This window comes from Bacillus sp. 95MFCvi2.1, assembly GCF_000374965.1.
GTDB classification, from domain to species: Bacteria; Bacillota; Bacilli; order Bacillales; family Bacillaceae_G; genus Bacillus_A; species Bacillus_A pseudomycoides.
Map to the genome: position 1 here is coordinate 529,932 of NZ_KB895690.1, position 16,517 is coordinate 546,448.

Annotated in this window: 17 protein-coding genes and 1 pseudogene; 6 read left to right on the top strand and 12 right to left on the bottom strand. The window is 34.9% G+C overall.

The annotated features are described in order from the left end of the window. Positions 1-334: 334 nt before the first annotated feature. From C568_RS0102845 to C568_RS0102880, 8 genes are all read right to left on the bottom strand, one after another. Positions 335-1,318 (bottom strand): DUF4003 domain-containing protein, encoded by a 984-nt coding sequence (locus tag C568_RS0102845; protein ID WP_018780742.1) that lies wholly within the window; start codon positions 1,316-1,318, stop codon positions 335-337. Between the two features lie 170 nt (positions 1,319-1,488). After that, positions 1,489-1,956, bottom strand: a complete 468-nt coding sequence (locus tag C568_RS0102850; protein ID WP_018780743.1) for an NUDIX hydrolase — start codon at positions 1,954-1,956, stop codon at positions 1,489-1,491. A gap of 32 nt (positions 1,957-1,988) precedes the next feature. Further along, entirely contained in the window at positions 1,989-3,458 is a 1,470-nt protein-coding gene (locus C568_RS0102855; RefSeq protein WP_018780744.1) for a serine hydrolase domain-containing protein, read from the bottom strand. An 8-nt stretch (positions 3,459-3,466) separates the two neighbouring features. Next, a complete protein-coding gene (locus C568_RS0102860) occupies positions 3,467-3,979 on the bottom strand; it encodes a hypothetical protein (RefSeq protein WP_018780745.1) in 513 nt (170 codons plus the stop codon). Beyond that, positions 3,976-4,317 (bottom strand): PadR family transcriptional regulator, encoded by a 342-nt coding sequence (locus C568_RS0102865; RefSeq protein ID WP_029426849.1) that lies wholly within the window; start codon positions 4,315-4,317, stop codon positions 3,976-3,978. The genes C568_RS0102860 and C568_RS0102865 overlap by 4 nt, the downstream gene beginning before the upstream one ends. Before the next feature lie 256 nt (positions 4,318-4,573). Then, the gene (locus C568_RS0102870) at positions 4,574-5,611 is read right to left on the bottom strand and encodes an SDR family oxidoreductase (protein ID WP_018780747.1); all 1,038 of its coding nucleotides are present in this window, start codon (positions 5,609-5,611) and stop codon (positions 4,574-4,576) included. Positions 5,612-5,924: 313 nt separating this feature from the next. Continuing rightward, the gene (locus C568_RS0102875; RefSeq protein ID WP_018780748.1) at positions 5,925-6,497 is read right to left on the bottom strand and encodes a histidine phosphatase family protein; all 573 of its coding nucleotides are present in this window, start codon (positions 6,495-6,497) and stop codon (positions 5,925-5,927) included. A gap of 9 nt (positions 6,498-6,506) precedes the next feature. Beyond that, positions 6,507-6,977 (bottom strand): GNAT family N-acetyltransferase, encoded by a 471-nt coding sequence (locus C568_RS0102880; protein ID WP_003198267.1) that lies wholly within the window; start codon positions 6,975-6,977, stop codon positions 6,507-6,509. Between the two features lie 233 nt (positions 6,978-7,210). On the opposite strand from C568_RS0102880, the gene C568_RS0102890 reads away from it, so the two are divergent. From C568_RS0102890 to C568_RS0102910, 5 genes are all read left to right on the top strand, one after another. Further along, complete coding sequence (locus C568_RS0102890; RefSeq protein WP_003207525.1) at positions 7,211-8,512, top strand: MFS transporter; 1,302 nt, start codon at positions 7,211-7,213, stop codon at positions 8,510-8,512. 53 nt (positions 8,513-8,565) lie between these two features. Beyond that, a complete protein-coding gene (locus tag C568_RS0102895) occupies positions 8,566-9,543 on the top strand; it encodes an ornithine cyclodeaminase family protein (protein WP_018780750.1) in 978 nt (325 codons plus the stop codon). A 75-nt stretch (positions 9,544-9,618) separates the two neighbouring features. Continuing rightward, positions 9,619-10,308, top strand: a complete 690-nt coding sequence (locus C568_RS0102900) for an HAD family hydrolase (protein ID WP_018780751.1) — start codon at positions 9,619-9,621, stop codon at positions 10,306-10,308. Positions 10,309-10,648: 340 nt separating this feature from the next. Next, entirely contained in the window at positions 10,649-11,131 is a 483-nt protein-coding gene (locus tag C568_RS0102905; RefSeq protein ID WP_003198256.1) for a DUF2975 domain-containing protein, read from the top strand. Between the two features lie 10 nt (positions 11,132-11,141). Then, on the top strand, positions 11,142-11,360 hold the full coding sequence (locus C568_RS0102910) for a helix-turn-helix domain-containing protein (RefSeq protein ID WP_004434885.1): 219 nt from the start codon (positions 11,142-11,144) through the stop codon (positions 11,358-11,360). A gap of 295 nt (positions 11,361-11,655) precedes the next feature. On the opposite strand, the gene C568_RS0102915 is transcribed toward C568_RS0102910, so the two are convergent. The 4 genes and pseudogenes from C568_RS0102915 to C568_RS36055 form a co-directional block, all read right to left on the bottom strand. After that, positions 11,656-11,904 carry a hypothetical protein gene (locus C568_RS0102915; protein WP_029426850.1) on the bottom strand — a complete coding sequence of 83 codons (249 nt, stop codon included), beginning with the start codon at positions 11,902-11,904 and terminating at the stop codon, positions 11,656-11,658. Positions 11,905-12,492: 588 nt separating this feature from the next. Next, a pseudogene (locus C568_RS32535) lies at positions 12,493-13,625 on the bottom strand (RNA-guided endonuclease InsQ/TnpB family protein). Positions 13,626-14,223: 598 nt separating this feature from the next. Further along, a complete protein-coding gene (locus C568_RS0102925; RefSeq protein ID WP_018780752.1) occupies positions 14,224-15,654 on the bottom strand; it encodes an Ig-like domain-containing protein in 1,431 nt (476 codons plus the stop codon). A gap of 316 nt (positions 15,655-15,970) precedes the next feature. Beyond that, positions 15,971-16,102: a hypothetical protein gene (locus tag C568_RS36055; RefSeq protein WP_018780753.1), complete on the bottom strand. Its 132-nt coding sequence runs from the start codon at positions 16,100-16,102 to the stop codon at positions 15,971-15,973. A gap of 126 nt (positions 16,103-16,228) precedes the next feature. On the opposite strand from C568_RS36055, the gene C568_RS0102935 reads away from it, so the two are divergent. Further along, positions 16,229-16,450 (top strand): hypothetical protein, encoded by a 222-nt coding sequence (locus C568_RS0102935; RefSeq protein ID WP_003198239.1) that lies wholly within the window; start codon positions 16,229-16,231, stop codon positions 16,448-16,450. Positions 16,451-16,517 lie beyond the last annotated feature (67 nt).

Consider the following 16,517-nt stretch of genomic DNA (forward strand, 5'->3'; position numbering starts at 1 on the left):
TGAAACTTTAATCAGCCCTCACCAATCGGGCTTTTACGGACAGTCGATCTCCCACCTAACTTCTTTGTTTTGCCGAATTTTGAGGTGGGAGTCTTACTGTCCTAAAATAGCGGGATAAAATTGGTGGAGAAGCCAAATTTGGATTAAAAAACTCCACATGTAACATATAGTATGTAAGGAGATTATCTCATGGGCTATTTACAAAAAGTAGGTGGGGAATATTTGACGCTTACCTCATTAATTTAACATAGACTAAGAAGTCGCTTGTCAGCAGACAAGCGACTTCTTAGTCTATGTAACCCTTTTTGAAAAAGTTCATGCCGCGCATTGCACGTTATGATCCACTGCTAGCTGATGCCGCTGCTGTAGAAGCTGTAATTGCTGCGATCATAGCAGCCTGCTGTGCCTGTATAAGAACCTCTATCATTGTTTGTAAACCTGTGTTGGCAGCCTGACTTTCCGCACCTTTCTGACTTACGAACAATTGGATAGCAATAAGAATATTTGCATCCGTATGCCTGCGGAATAATTTGTCCCCCTGCAATTTTTCAATGAATGCTCGAATAGAATGAACCTCTTTCTCTCCATCCTCAAGCAACGCTAGTAGCCCGATAGCTGGATAATGCATTTGTTTTACTTTTACCTTTTCTCGCTTTAGCAGATTCCATATGTTTGTGCACTGTGCTACTAAAATATCTTCACTGACATCCTTCTTTAGAGAAAGAATATGACTTAAAAATTGAAGATTATTCCCTTTGTACATACCAGCTGCCGCCAGCTTCTGATAGAGACGTTCCACTCGATCCATAAGCGTCTCTACTTTCTCTGATTGTCCTGCTAGTAAAATAGCGAGCGGGTAATCATCTGTACTTGTAAGAAAGAAGTGATCCTCTTTCATGCGCTTATATACTTGCATTGACCGCTGAATGCGTACGTCATGCTGCCCAGTTTCTTCTGGTAAAAGCGCAGCTGCTGCCAAATAAGTAAATATACTCCGGCTAAAACCACCAGCGACTAATCGTTCATATAAGTCTAGAAACTTCTGAAACGCTTCTTTGTAATGTGTAAAGTGAATATCTAATGTTGCGGCAACCACAAAGCGATGATAGGACTTTAAATAGGAAAACATCCCTACCTGATCCTTAATATAATTACTGATTTCTAAAAAACGCCCAAGATGAAACGACTTATCACTGCCTGCATACATAGCGGCAATCATCATCCCTGTCCGAGAATCACTAGTTTTCCATTTTAGTTCCCCTTTTAACTGTGCATATATATGTGTGTATTGCTCCAACTTTTGTTGCAATGTAATCATAGCTGTTCCCCTCATTTCCTTGTGTTTCTCTTCTATTATACTATAATTCCATATTTAGGAATATTGTTTTTTCATACAGACTTTGTAAGCTTATACTTTTCTTGTTATTTCCCCCATAATCATCCTATTAGTTATAAGTAGAGTCCCAATTCTTATCTTCCTATCTCTTCTTATCCATTCCTAACAATATGCTCCATATGAATAGGCAACTCATTCACTTTATCCTTTAGAAAATCTGGTTTCAAGTTATATTCACTTACACGCTCTAAAGGTACCCATTGAAATACATACCTTTTGCCGTCTTCTTCAAGAAAGAAAGAATCCTCTCCCTTTGCAGGCAACTCCAGTAAATTTACTTCATAATAAAAGCTGATTTCATGAAATTGATGTTCATCATATGTGAAAAAATTTTCAGCCATCCAAAGCAGTCTCTTCACATCAACATCTACTCCTAGTTCTTCCCTAAGTTCTCTTCTCACTGCCGATTCACTGCTTTCTAGCATCTGCACTCGTCCACCTGGTATATACCAGAAATCTTCCCCTTCATTTTGAATCATTAACATTTTATTATTATGTTTACATATTGCGCCGACTCGATAGTTGAAACAAGTTTTCTCTAATTTGAATGTAAGATCCATTGTTATGTACCACCTTTATATGATTATTAGATTTAACTACTAAAATATTTTACTTGCAAACTTTGCTTATAAGCGATGCTAATAGAAAACAATCCATTAAGCGCAAACAGGATAACTACTCCAATTGATAAATAAGCTAAATCTGGAGAAAACACATAAATCGCATGCCATGGAGAATCCGTACTATAGGTTAATCCCGGGATTATCGCAATAGATAGCACCAAGAAAATGATACCGTAAATGTACCATATGCTTCTTTTACGAACTTTTTTTGATCTCATCTTTACCAACAAATAAACAAGCATTAGAAAAAGTAAACATATTACCCCAATTGTAATTAATTGAACAATAGGAGTATTTGAAGGAATATCAACAGGTTCATCTCCATTTATTATATTTATAATACCTTGCTTCAAATAGAAAAGCGCCTCTTCTTCCAGAATATGATTTTTATTGGTGAGAATCACGCCACCCCAACCTGTTTTCGGTATAAAAAACATTTCAGCATGCGAATCAGGGGTTGAGCCTGAATGCCATATCATTTTCTCCTCAGAATCTGGATTTGTAATTCTTAGTCCTAGGCTATAGAAACGGTTTTCACCAGTTTGAATATGAGGTGATACATAAAGATTCATAGTATTTTCAGTTAAAAAATTGTCATTCTCTTGTCGACTAAGGAATTTGATGTATTGAACCATATCTTCTGCACTTGCCGTTATGTACCCATACGGTGTTCCCCCATTATCATATGTTACCGAACTTTTTCTAGGAATCCCAAACCATGATTGATAACCAGCAAGATATCCTTTTTTATATGCAGTATCATGATCAGCTGCTGCATTCTTCATACCTAATGGTAAAAAAATCTCCTGCTTCATGTAGTCAGAATACGTTTGATTGGTAACTTCTTCAATAAGAGAACCAAGAATTAAGAAATTCGCATCACTATATTGATGCTTTTCTCCAGATAGAGCGGTAAGCGCAACATTTGATAGACTTTCCACATTATCTTTTATAGCGTTGAGCCCGTCAGATTCTTTGTCTGATATTGCTAAACCCGAATAAGTACTAATTCCACTTGAATGGGTAAGCAAATGTTTGATTGTTATTTTGGATGTTGCTTCTTTATCTTTCAGTGTAAACCACGGAATATATTTTTTGACTGGATCTTCTAGGTTAACGGTACCTTCTTCAATTAATTTCATTATGGCTAAACCTGTTAATGATTTACTTATCGATCCTATAGTAAAGGGCGTTTCAGCAGTTACTTTTTCTTCAGTTTCCCCCGTTACACCCCAAGCTTTAGAATAAAATAAATCATTTTCATGAACGATAGCAATCGAGGCTCCTGGAATTCGATGTTCTTTTAAAAAGGTTTCTACGTAGTTATCTATCGCATTCTTAATATCTTTTTCTGCGGAAACTTTCGAGGCTGGTAGAAATAAAATAACCATATTCCATAATAAGCATATAAAAACGACCATGAATTTTAGTATTTTCATATTAACTTTCACCTGCTTATCGTTACCTTTCGTATATAAAAAACTACCAACGTGGCCATTAATATAGAAATAGAAATGCTAGTAATCATTAACAGAGAATTCCACCAAGAATTATCTGCTATCTGGTACAAAACATTATAGTCAAATGAATTATTAGTATGAAGTAGGTTGAATGATTCTGTTAAAAACATAGATAGTAGAAGTTGTGAAATGAGGTAGGTAACAATTGAAGTGAAAAATCCAATCACATATAAAATGCCTGTTCTATTTTTTGATTTTCGTATCTGTTTTATTTCAGAATGAAGATCAATTTCATGTATTTCTAAAAAATCTTTGATAAATGTTGTTGTATCTCCTAAATCATTTAGACTATTTTGGCCGTGTTCACGACATTCGTGAATATGTTCTAAAAGTTGCTGTTTAATAACTTTTCTGTTCTTTGAACTTACTTTGTATTGTTTTAACTCTTCAAGAACTTCATTTAAGAATTGTGTTTCTTCCATATTCAATCTCATGTTCATTCGAAATGTTCTCCTTTCAAACCACTTTGCAGTAGGGATTTTATATCCTGTTGTAACTCCAACCACTCGTTGATTTTTTTCTGAAGATACATTTCCCCTTTTTCATTCATTTCATAATAAACTCTAACCTTACCACTCTCTGTCATTTCACGGTAAGTGTGAACACATTCTTGATCTTTGAGCTTAGTCAAAATGGGATAAATGCTTCCTACTCCTTTCAGTTTTAAATTGTGTTTTTCTAACTCCTTCATAATTTCATATCCATAACTTTTACCCTTTGACAAAATAGATAACACACACATCTCTAAATGCCCTTTAATTAGACTTGTTCTATCCATAGGATAAATCTAACAAAAATATATACTTCATTCAAGTATATATTTAGAATTTTTTTACTTTTCTTAATCAAAATTACATTCATTTGATTTTAAATCCCTAAACACGTAAAACCCCGTCTAATTTTAGGCCGGGGCAAAAATGAATTTTTTAAACCTTATTTTTATTACACAAGCATATTAGATTTTGAGAACTCCTAATTTAGAAGAGCCGATTTCCTAAATAAATTCTCCTCTGTTTGATAAATATATTCCCTCATCAAAATTTCTTCTTCTGAAACCACGCCTCTAGCAATTCTCCCTCTCTTTCTCTTGATATGCCTGCCTTTCGTTCTGTATCCTGTCTCGATTTCTCCCATTGATATATATCACAAATAGTATCTTCAATAGACCTGAATGAAAGACCAGCGTTAACAGCTTTTTCTATACTGATGAAAAAACCACCTTTCCATGGTTCTGTTTCCCCTTCTAATGGGAAAGTTTCAGGAATCCATAAAGGCATCTCCGTCCATGACTGTACGTTATTCTCTAGTAAAAATTGTTCTTCTACCCACACAAATTCAGCATCGCTATTTGTTACCTCTTTACAAGTATTTAATAGTTCTTCTATCGTCAACTCATCATTCGGTCCTGTTACATTAAACTTGCCTACTTTTCTGTTCTCCACCATATCGAACGCCCAAGTTGCCACATCTTTTACGTCAATCAATTGAACAGGACGGTCCGAGCGTCCCGGCACCAATACTTTTCCACCTTGCGCTACACGCTGAACCCAGTATGGAAGTCGATCTGAATAATCAAATGCTCCAACAAGAAGCCCTGCTCTTATATGCAAAACACGCCCCGGCCAATACTTTTCTGCTTCTTCCTCACATAAAACTTTCAACGCTCCATAATACTCGTAAGGTGAGATTTCTCCTGCCTCAATCGCTTTCAACTTATCACTAGGCGGCATAGACTGTACATGATAGTCTTCCTTAATATGAAATGGAATCCAATCTTTATAAGTAGAGATACTTGATATAAATGTATAATGTTCGATGTTGTCTCCAAGTACAGCAGCAATTTTTTTAATTTGATGGGGAGCAAATCCACATGTGTCCATTACAACATCCCATTTTCGATTTGCTAAACATGATACATCACTGTCTCTATTGCCGATTAACTGCTCTACTTCAGGAAATACATCTTTATTCGTGCCACGATTGAATAAGGTAACTTCATGCCCTCTACTCAATGCTTCTTCAACCAAAGCTCTTCCTAAAAAACGAGTACCTCCTAATATAAGGACCTTCATAATTTTCCCCCATTCATTTTCATAACCTATAAATTTAACATTCATTTTATATAACGATTTTCCTAGTTAAAAAGTTACGGGGGTGATGAAAAAAAGGTGCTTGCTTATTATGCTCTATAAAAAATGTTGTTGCTTTTCTTCAATTCCCAAAGCCATGAAAATTAATGAAATTGCTAACATTTTTGACCTCTAAAATTTATAAATGTAACTATGTTTGCGAATAGGTGTAGTAATAGTTTCAAGAGAATTCCATTATACAAATATCCTTTTTCCAAACCACGATTTTAGATAGTAGGGTAAATAAACACTTCTATTAACATTTCCACAACCTATTAACTCCCACCAATTCCTGATCATGAAATTCCATTCTGTATATATCCGGTTTTGATGTATGTAGTAAAAAGTTCAAATCGTACTGATTGTCATAATACCCCATCATCAAAGTCATAACAGCTCCATGAGTGTCTAATACTACTTTCTGGCCCCGATAAGTCTTTAATAATTCTTTTAAAACTTTTATAGCTCGGTTCTGACAAACTGCATTATACTCTCCTCCCTTTAAAGCGAAGTTTGGATCAGAAAATGATTTTTTTAACAAAGGTAATAATTCCTTATCAGATATTCGCTTGTCTTCAGCAGAAAAAACCCTCTCTTTTAGATCTTCAAATACTAAAACTTCTTGCCCTAAACGTTTAGCTAACTCCTGAATAGTTAGGATGGATCGGTGGTATGGGCTTGAAACAAAAACCTCAATACCTTCCCCTTGTAATATATCAGTTATTCGATAAGTATCTAATTTCCCTTTTTCAGTTAACCCTCTTGTTCTTTCATTTTCTTCTGTTTTTGGTGATTCGCCATGTCTCACCATGTAAATGAAAGTTTTCATAATACTTTTCTACATCTTCTTCACAAATAATACCCTGCTCCCTCCATCCCCATCATAATTTGTATGTACAGATACTCCATCTACTTCCCCATCACCTATTTCAATTTCAAATCCAATTTCTTGATGGAATTGAATTGATTTTTTATTTACCGGAGAAGTTACCGCTTTTACAATATGACGATTATTTGCGCGAGCTGCATCGAAAAAATAAGAGTATAATGTAGAAGCTATGCCCTTTCTTCGATGTTTTGGATTTACTCCAATAAAATGAACATATGCTTCATCGGTATATGTTTGTGAGAAAAATCCACATAAAAATCCTGTAATCTCCCCATCCTGCTCGATAATAAAACTTGTTTCTCGGAAATGAACGAAAAAAAGTTTCGGCAACATATCAGCCATATTTCTCCCGCCCCACCACTCATTAAGCACGGAATGAATCGTTACATAATCTTCGTCTTGAAGGTGTCTTACTTTCATTTCTCTCTTCCTCTCATCCTATTATTCCCCATTTTATCTACACTTCTGATTACTAGGTAAATACAAATATCTACTATTACATAGACCCCTTCCATTCTAATGAAAAACATCACTTTATAATATTTACTATTTATAACAATACTTCCTCCACGTCCTAAAACTTTGACATATAAAAACATTTTATATAAAATATTTTTAATAATTAGAATATTAAAAACAAATGAGGTGAACTGATGAATCAACAAAACTCTGTCCAGAAAAAAGCACTCATAGCTAGTTTAATTGGTAGTTCTATCGAATGGTTTGATTTCTTCTTATATGGAACTGCTGCCGCACTTGTATTTAACAAATTGTTTTTTGTAAACGAAGATCCCCTTGTCGCACTCATGCTTTCTTATCTTTCTTTTGGTATTCCATTTTTTATCCGTCCACTTGGAGGGATTATCTTTAGTCATATCGGTGACAAAATCGGAAGAAAAAAGACACTTGTGTTAACCCTATCTCTGATGGGAGGGGCGACAGTATGCATTGGTTTGCTTCCTTCATACGAAACTATCGGTATACTAGCTCCTATTCTTTTAATATTACTAAGAATTATTCAAGGATTAGGAATTGGCGGCGAATGGGGTGGTGCTTTACTATTAGCCGTAGAATATGCACCGAAGGAAAAAAAAGGACTTTTTGGTAGCATCCCTCAAACAGGTGTAACAATTGGAATGTTACTCGGAACTGCTGCGATCTCTTTCATGACAATGATTTCTGGTGATAATTTTGTAACGTGGGGATGGCGAGTTCCATTTATTTTAAGTGCCGTATTGGTATTCATAGGGTTATGGATTCGAAACGGATTAGATGAAACACCAGATTTCAAAAAAGCAAAAGAAAGCGGAAATATTTCAAAACTACCTATTGCTGACACTTTACGTCATCATTGGAAATCTGTACTTATCGCTACAGGAGCAAAGGTAGCGGAAACAGGTCCCTTCTATATTTTCTCGACATTCATTGTTTCTTATGGGACATCGCAGCTAAAACTACCAAATACAACTGTCTTAAACGCAGTTACAATCGCTATGCTCATTACTACTATTATGATTCCGATTATGGGAAAACTTTCAGATTCAATTGGAAGAAAGAAAATGTACATATGGGGCACGATTGCAATTCTCTTATATGCTTTTCCCTATTTCTTAATACTAAACCAAGGAACAACTTTCTCTATCATTCTCGCAACTGTTATCGGTTTAGGTATTTTATGGGCACCTGTAACCGCCGTATTAGGTACATTATTCTCTGAAATTTTCTCCACTCAAGTACGCTATACTGGCGTTACGCTAGGTTATCAATTAGGAGCTGCATTAGCTGGTGGGACAGCACCGATGATTGCTGCTTATTTAATGAATGTGTATAACAATTCTTGGGTTCCGGTAGCTTTATATATTGTACTTACTTGCTGCATTTCTTTAATCGCTATCACTGCCGTTTCAACAAAGCAAATTGCAGAAAATGTACAAAAGCAAGATATACAAGCCTAGTCAATTGGGGGATTTTCAACTCCCCCTTTTCTATTAAAAGGAGGATAATTGAAATGATTCATATTACAGAAGAAATGGTACAAGAAACTTATAAAATGAAAGATTGCTTGCAAGACGTCGAAAAGGCATTCCAGTACTATATGAACAATGAGATTACAACACCTGTAAGGCTAAATATACAACACTCTCAAGAAGAGGCAAACTCCCTTTATATGCCCTCTTATGTAGCTCCAATTGAATTTGCATCTACGAAAATCGTTAGTATCTTCCCTCAAAATACGCAAAAAGGGAAAAAAGCACTACAAAGCTTAATCGTTTTAACAGAAACAAATACTGGAGATCATGTCGCGACAATTGAAGCTTCCTATTTAACAACACTTCGCACAGGAGCAATGAGTGGTATTGCGACAAATCATTTCGCTCGTCAAGATGCTGGCATCTGCGTTGTCATCGGATGCGGCGCTCAAGCACTCGGGCAAATACAAGCTGTTATGGAAGTTCGTTCTCTAACTCGTATTCTCCTTGTAAACCGTACAATGCAAAAAGCATTTGAATTTAAAAATCAGTTACTCTCCTTATATCCAAATTGGAAAGGATCCATTGAAATTATGGAATCAGCTGACAAAGCTGTTGCAATGGCTGATATTGTCATTTGTAGTACCACCTCCACTACTCCTGTGTTTGATGGAAAATACATTAAACCTGGTACTCATATTAATGGAATCGGTTCTTACCAACCTCATATGCAAGAACTCGATTTCACTACATTACAGCGCAGCGATAAAATTATTGTAGATACATTAGAAGGTGTACAGCATGAAGCTGGTGATTTCTTGATTGCAAGCGAAAAAAATGAATGGGATTTTTCAAATGTACATAGTGAGCTCGGGGATATTATTTTAGGACATAAACAAGGACGTTCAAACTCTGATGAAATTACTCTATTTAAATCAGTTGGGGTAGCTTTTTTAGATACAGTGGTGGCTAGTTCGATCTATCAAAAATATATAGAAAAATCATCCTTAAAGTGATTCGTCACCATAACACTAGGGATTATTTATATAATGTGAGAAAGGCTGTGAAGTTGTTTGAGGGGTTATAAAGCAATGCTATTTGATTTAGATGATACCTTACTTGATAGGGATAAGGCAGTAGATAACTTGTTTTCAATTATTTTAGAGAAGTGCTATGGGGATGTTAAACAACATTCAGTAAAAAACGAAATGTTGCAGAAATTCAAGGAATATGATAAAAGAAGCTATGGCTACAGTGACAAAGTAAAAGTTTTGGAATCATTTTTTGATGAATTCCCACCAAAATATAGATTGCCACGGAATTACATTCAAGATTTTTGGAATAATAATTTTCCTCATTGTTTTTCTATAAACCAAAATACTATAAATATCATAAATACTATAAAGATGCATGTTAAAGTTGCAATTATAACAAATGGCTCAACTCAGAGACAAAAGGCTAAAATAATTAACACCAATTTAAATAGTTGTTTTGATATAATAATTATTTCTGAAGAAGTGGGATTTAGTAAACCTGACAAACGTATATTTGAATTAGCATTAAATACGCTTAATGTGCAACCGGAAGCAGCATTATTCGTTGGAGATGACATAGAAAAAGATATTGGTGGCTGTCAAAATACGAATATAAAGGGCATATGGTTCAATCCTTATATGATCAAGAATGATACCGAAATAAAACCATATGCCGAGATCAATTCTTTTGATAGATTATTAAGTTATTTTACATATTGGGGTCTCGCCACATCACCATCAAGCTAAGAAAAGCAAATACCCCAAAACACAAATTTCATCTCACTTTTTTGTTTTATAAGTTATTAATTTCTTTTACCACATGAAAATTTTTTATTTCAAGGTTCTGTTATCTTTCGTTGTTGATTTACTTTATTAAACTATTTGGAAGTTTTGTTGAACAAGTTGTAAATTTAACATTTTAAAGTAAGAGCATTTCTTTGTAATGAGAAATGCTTTTTATTTTTGTCAAAATTAAAAGGATATTTCAATAACAATAATAATATAATAAAAAACAATATGAATTTATTGTAAAACGATAAATCACATAATAAAATCATGTTGTCATTAAATAAGCGAGGTGCTTTTTATGAAACAAGTTACGACACTCTTTTTAAAGCTAGCTGTTATTTTTATAGGAATCCCAGTTCTTGCATTGTGCATATTTTTGGTGCCTAAGTTCGGGAATTTTGCTGGAGAATTGTATCCAGATATTGCTTATATGAAATCTCTCGTTTTAATCGATATGTACGCGGCAGCGATACCTTTTTACTTTGCTCTGTATCAAGCTTTTAAACTTTTAAGCTATATTGATAAGAACCAAGCGTTCTCGGAATTATCGGTAAAGGCTTTAAAGAATATAAAATACTGTGCCATCACGATCAGTACCTTGTACTTGCTAGGCATGCCACTCTACTATCTCATAGCGGAAAGAGTTGACCCTCCAAGTATCATACCAATCGGATTGGTCATTATTTTCGCCTCTATGGTGATCGCCGTTTTTGCTGCTGTTCTCCAAAGACTTTTACAAGAAGCTATTAATATAAAATCAGAAAATGATTTAACGGTCTGAGGTGGAGGATATGGCAATTATTATTAATATTGATGTGATGTTAGCAAAACGAAAAATGAGCGTAACGGAGCTTTCGGAGAGGGTTGGGATTACGATGGCGAATCTTTCCATTCTGAAAAATGGGAAAGCAAAAGCGGTTCGTTTTTCAACATTAGAAGCGATATGTAAGACTTTGGATTGTCAACCAGGTGATATTTTGGAGTACAAAAGCGATGAAGACACTCAATAAAAACAGACAACAACTTTCTTCAACCAATGGGATTAGATAGTGAAATTAAGATGAAGGGATAGCGATTAAGCTATCCCTTCTCTGCGTTTATTATTGTTATTTAATTAGAGAATTCCATTGAGAAAAGGTTGATTGAACAAGCCAAAAGAGAAAAAAAGAAAGGGATTACCTATAAGGAACGTAGTAAACGGTTAAGTGGAATCAACGTGTATATTACGAACCTTTTTAGCAGCTTCTAACTTTCCTATCTTAATCATCACACTCAGACATGATAAAGACTTCAATTCTAATTAATTCAATCTTTTAACACGTCTGTATTAAGATTTTCTCTAGAACACTCTTTCAACTGTTCAATGGCTATCTTTCGCGCATGTTCTTCACAATCTATCAAAGACAGCCCTTGAGACATAAAACTCCAAAACTCATATCCACAATCCTCCATCCACCGATAGACTTCCGTTGTATATAAGTCATCTTTTCGCTTTATTATTTGAACTTTATATTTTTTACTTGGAGAAAAAAACTCTGCTATTACCTGCTCCATAACTAAATTCACTCCTTTCAAATATTCATGTACAAGCAGTATAATTTCTATTTCAAAAAACACAAAAAGAACCATTTTGGTTCTTTTTATTTTTTAGAATCCTATTTTATACCTTTATATTCACTTATGTCCGCATCATGGAACGCCTCTCGCCATACATCAAATGTTTTACAGAGTTCCCTAGTACCCTTCTTATGTAGATGAACATACTTATACCCATATTCATCTCCTTTTTTATGACGAACTTGGTTATTTTTTTTTATTATAATTCTACCAGATCAGGTAACATCGTATTGTTCTTCATATCCTGTAACACTTCTTCTCTCTTCCACCATATCTTTCACCTCTAATAAATTGAGATTTTTTTAACTAGTTACATTTTTAAATCTGATGTATGAGTATTTATATTTTCATATTAACATAGACATCTATTCACTCAGTGAATGACCCCTCCTTAACACTCTTACGAGTCGTTTGAAGAAGAGGCTTCCTGTTTCATAGAGCGTTGCTGCTTGGGAACCCAGGCAGTCTTACATACTCTCCACAGACGTCGTTTATACTGTTTGGACACAACCTTGCCCTACAGTTTCATTCTTCGGTCGTTCTCACAAGTAATTGCTCTAATCCTTTCCGCAAAATGTTTAGACTTGCATTATAATCTCTGTCTAACACCGTTCCACACTTTGTACAAATATGTGTCCGAATCGAAAGTGATTTTTTCACACGATTCCCACAGCTAGAACAATCTTGTGATGTGTACGCTGGGTCTACTCTCACAAGTAAACCGCCAAATTTCTCACACTTATACAAAAGCATCTTACGAAAAGCGCCCCAGCCTGCATCAGAGATCGACTTCGAAACTTTTCGATTCCGAACCATCTTTCGAATATCAAGATTTTCTATACAAATCACCGAATACATTTGCGTGAGATGATAACTTAATTTGTGTAAGAAATCTTTTCTTTGATTCGCTACCTTTTCATGAAGGATCTGAATTCGTTCTACTTGCTTCTTATAGTTCGCAGAGTCCTTCTTTTCTTCGAAAGGTTACGCTGTGCTTTGCGCAGTTGTTTTTCTTTTTGCAGAAGAAATCTTGGATTTTCAAATACCGTTCTATTTGAAAGAACAGCGTATTGATTCAGTCCTACATCTATACCAATTGCATTTTCCATATCAATAGAGGGAGATACATCCTGTCTTTCGACACTAAAAATAGCGTACCACCTCTTCGATTGGCGTTTCAGAATCAACTGTTTGATCGTTCCTTCTATCGGCCGATGCAGATGAATCTCTATTTCTCCTAACTGTTTGTTATATAAATTTCCGTTATCTGAAAATGACATCACAAAGCGGTGTTTCCCATTCGATTTGAATCCAAATTGAGGGAAAGTGAGACTATTATAGTCTTTATACGTTTTCAATTTGGGATAATTTGTATCCCCACGAAAAAAGCCATCATATGCCTTTTTGAGTCGTAAAAATACTTCTTGTAAGGGCTGTGATGGCACTTCTTTCAGAAAAGGATATCTCTTCTTATCGATTACTTGTTGCTTTTGCATGTCAGAACGTGTATACAATTGCTTATTTTCTTTATATTTTCTCTGTTTATCTAAAAGAGCAGAGTTATAGGTTTGACGACAATATTGTAGCCAACGTTCTAACATTTCTTTCTGTTCTTTCGTTGGTAAAATTTCATATTTTTGGCTCAACAACATTGTCATCACCTTCCTCTTTTTTCACTGTAGTGCTTCAGATCCCTAAAAACAAAGAAACGAATATACGTTCCCCTCACTACTAATATACATGAAGTTACAGAAAGAGGAAATGAAAACTTCGTGCTGTGCACGACCAACATTCATCCCCTCCCTACCACTGGACTATGTCCTGCACGCGCTTGAGGAAGGGGACTTCTGTTGGAGTACTGTTAAAAATCTATCCTATCTTCAACTTATAAGCCAATTCATAAAATCTGCTTCTTATCTGTACAACAGGAAATACGAACAAAGGTGCTTTAGTTGAATAAAGCTTAAACATAGTATATAAAAACGTTTGGATAATCCCAAGCGTTTTTATATGCTAAATATACTATTATTTAATATGCAAATTGTGTTGCAAAATCATGCGCTATTTATACTGTGATTAGGCTTTTTCTCCATGTTATCTGAACTACTTACACCCAAACAGGTGGTGTTTTAAATATCGTTTATGAACATTTTACTTTAACAGAGCCAATACAAGTAGGACCGATCTATTTCGATCCTACTTGTAAATACTTTACATATTTCACTTACTTACTTACTTACTTACTTACTTACTTACTTACTTACTTACTTCTATTACCTTGGATGGGCTATAATTCCCCGCACTATCTCTTACTACTACGCTTACTCTCGTTCCCATTTTTTGTACTGGTATCTTAATTGAAAACTGTCCTTTTGAGTTTGCCTTTCCTTTACCAATAAGAGTTGAAGCCACTTTTACATTCACATCTGTATTAGGCTCAGTTGTTCCTGTTATCACTGTATCCTTACTGGTCAGTTTATTTACATTTGGGATAGTTGGAGGTGTTTTATCTAGTACGCTTATTGTTGTAAATGGGCTGCTATTGCCTGCACTATCCTTTACTATTACACTTATTCTTGTCCCTGCTTTTTGTAAAGGTATCACAATTGAGAATACTCCTTGTGGATTCGCTTTTCCTTTACCAATAAATGTCGTTCCAGATTTTACAGAGATACTAGAATTAGGTTCAGCTGTTCCTGTCACTACCTTATCTTTATCTGTGACCGCATTCACCTTTGGAGGTAAAGGTACACCTTTTTTCATAATGTACGCAGAAGAAATATAACCTACTAGTTTTTGATCTGCCGTTTTGACTGGATACCATACAAACTGATTATTACTGTTTAAAGATTCATCATATGCAAAGTTCCCCTGAATAATCAAGTTCGTATTTTTACTTAACGGCTTCCCACTTGATGCGGAAGTGGGTTTGGATCTTAAGTTCACTCCATCTCTTGTTACAAGTACTTGGTCGCCTGTTTTAAGATGGTATGTAGAGGGATGTAAACCTGTTAGTGTGTACTCTTTCTTTTTAAATACAATATTTTTGCTAGTGTTAGGGTCATATTCGAAATCAGCTGTACGGAAAGGGAACTGTGCCAATTTCGTATCATTTAAAAAACTGTATTGTTCAAGAATAGCAAATACTTTTTCTTGATAAGCGTTTGAATTTTTCTGGCCATTAGCCTTATATAAAGGGCTATTTGCAGGTTTTGTTCCATTATAAGCCATAACAGGGAAGTACCAGTTTTCAATTCCTTCTGGTCCAGCAGACTTTATCTTAGGAAGATCCGTTCGCTGATACATACCACGAAGAACTTCAACACCCGCTTGAATATTATACTCAATATCGTATTTTAACTTTTGTTGATCGTACTTGGACTGATTTGTAATTTGCATAATCCCAATCCCACCGTCTTGCGCTATGATTGGCCGGCCGTTTCCATCAAATTGTTTCCAGCCACTTTCTTGTGCAGCAACAGCTTTTACAACTTCAGGAGGAACATTTGCTTTTAATGCTGCGTTCGTTAGTAAGCAATTCATGTGCTGACGAGAGGGATTTTGATTCGGCTTAATTTGACCGTACGGCCCACACGTAGATGCTGCAGAAGCGGGAACCTCTTCATAAGACCAACATAAAAGCATAAAACTAGTCAGTACCCCCGCTTTTAGTAAGTTTAATTTCATTCTGCCATTCTCCAATCTATGTAATAATCAATATTTATATAGTATATTTTACCATGATATATTATTAATTTTCTATAATATAATAATTAGTTTATTAAACTAACAAAATAAAACCAAATCTACAGAGGAACTAACTTTTTCATCTCATAAAACCCTATAATACATCTTTAACTGCAATATCTGTCCTTTCTATTTTACGTTTCAATTCCGATTTCCCTAGACAATTATCAGCGAAATAGAGCACGCATATCCGAAATAATACGTATACCACCGCCCACTCCGTAATAAGTAGACATTTCCATATCGTTAAAGATTATCACCTTCTTTTTACTCGTAATTCATCAGATAAAAGCAACTCTACAAACCACATACGTCCCTCTACCGATTCTACTTTTTGATTTGTATAATAAAATGCTGTAACCTTTTTTGCGTCTTCAGCTTCCTTCATTTCCACGCCCCGTACATTTAAAAATATAAACTAGCAAAATAATTAGTATTACTGGGTTATTAATCCAAACATTCTATTTGATTGATTAATATATTAATAGTAAATCGAGAAAAGGAGGTTTTTTATATGACTAAGCATACAAAATGTGCCTGCGAACAATTAGAAAGATTACAGTTAGGTACAGAAGTAGATGTTTTTCTTACAGGAACAACACTAGAGGATCTTATTTTTACTAACTTTAATCCAGATAATTTTTGCGCAACCTTTGTGGATAACACAACAGAACCTGGCTCTGTAATTGTTTTGGACTGTCGTGATATTCAAGCACTTAGAATTGAAGCTAATTAGAATAAACATAGGGCTTTGAAAAAAGCCCTATGTTACAATTCCATACGTATATTTCTATATAAATTAT

What these genes read in the sequence shown, in the direction of transcription:
- C568_RS0102845 (WP_018780742.1), bottom strand. Translation starts at nt 1,318, where the DNA reads ATGATTACATTGCAACAAAAGTTGGAGCAATACACACATATATATGCA.
- C568_RS0102900 (WP_018780751.1), top strand. Translation starts at nt 9,619, where the DNA reads ATGCTATTTGATTTAGATGATACCTTACTTGATAGGGATAAGGCAGTA.
- C568_RS0102925 (WP_018780752.1), bottom strand. Translation starts at nt 15,654, where the DNA reads ATGAAATTAAACTTACTAAAAGCGGGGGTACTGACTAGTTTTATGCTT.
- C568_RS36055 (WP_018780753.1), bottom strand. Translation starts at nt 16,102, where the DNA reads ATGAAGGAAGCTGAAGACGCAAAAAAGGTTACAGCATTTTATTATACA.
- C568_RS0102875 (WP_018780748.1), bottom strand. Translation starts at nt 6,497, where the DNA reads ATGAAAACTTTCATTTACATGGTGAGACATGGCGAATCACCAAAAACA.
- C568_RS0102880 (WP_003198267.1), bottom strand. Translation starts at nt 6,977, where the DNA reads ATGAAAGTAAGACACCTTCAAGACGAAGATTATGTAACGATTCATTCC.
- C568_RS0102915 (WP_029426850.1), bottom strand. Translation starts at nt 11,904, where the DNA reads ATGGAGCAGGTAATAGCAGAGTTTTTTTCTCCAAGTAAAAAATATAAA.
- C568_RS0102865 (WP_029426849.1), bottom strand. Translation starts at nt 4,317, where the DNA reads ATGGATAGAACAAGTCTAATTAAAGGGCATTTAGAGATGTGTGTGTTA.
- C568_RS0102895 (WP_018780750.1), top strand. Translation starts at nt 8,566, where the DNA reads ATGATTCATATTACAGAAGAAATGGTACAAGAAACTTATAAAATGAAA.
- C568_RS0102905 (WP_003198256.1), top strand. Translation starts at nt 10,649, where the DNA reads ATGAAACAAGTTACGACACTCTTTTTAAAGCTAGCTGTTATTTTTATA.
- C568_RS0102870 (WP_018780747.1), bottom strand. Translation starts at nt 5,611, where the DNA reads ATGAAGGTCCTTATATTAGGAGGTACTCGTTTTTTAGGAAGAGCTTTG.
- C568_RS0102910 (WP_004434885.1), top strand. Translation starts at nt 11,142, where the DNA reads ATGGCAATTATTATTAATATTGATGTGATGTTAGCAAAACGAAAAATG.
- C568_RS0102890 (WP_003207525.1), top strand. Translation starts at nt 7,211, where the DNA reads ATGAATCAACAAAACTCTGTCCAGAAAAAAGCACTCATAGCTAGTTTA.
- C568_RS0102860 (WP_018780745.1), bottom strand. Translation starts at nt 3,979, where the DNA reads ATGAACATGAGATTGAATATGGAAGAAACACAATTCTTAAATGAAGTT.
- C568_RS0102935 (WP_003198239.1), top strand. Translation starts at nt 16,229, where the DNA reads ATGACTAAGCATACAAAATGTGCCTGCGAACAATTAGAAAGATTACAG.
- C568_RS0102850 (WP_018780743.1), bottom strand. Translation starts at nt 1,956, where the DNA reads ATGGATCTTACATTCAAATTAGAGAAAACTTGTTTCAACTATCGAGTC.
- C568_RS0102855 (WP_018780744.1), bottom strand. Translation starts at nt 3,458, where the DNA reads ATGAAAATACTAAAATTCATGGTCGTTTTTATATGCTTATTATGGAAT.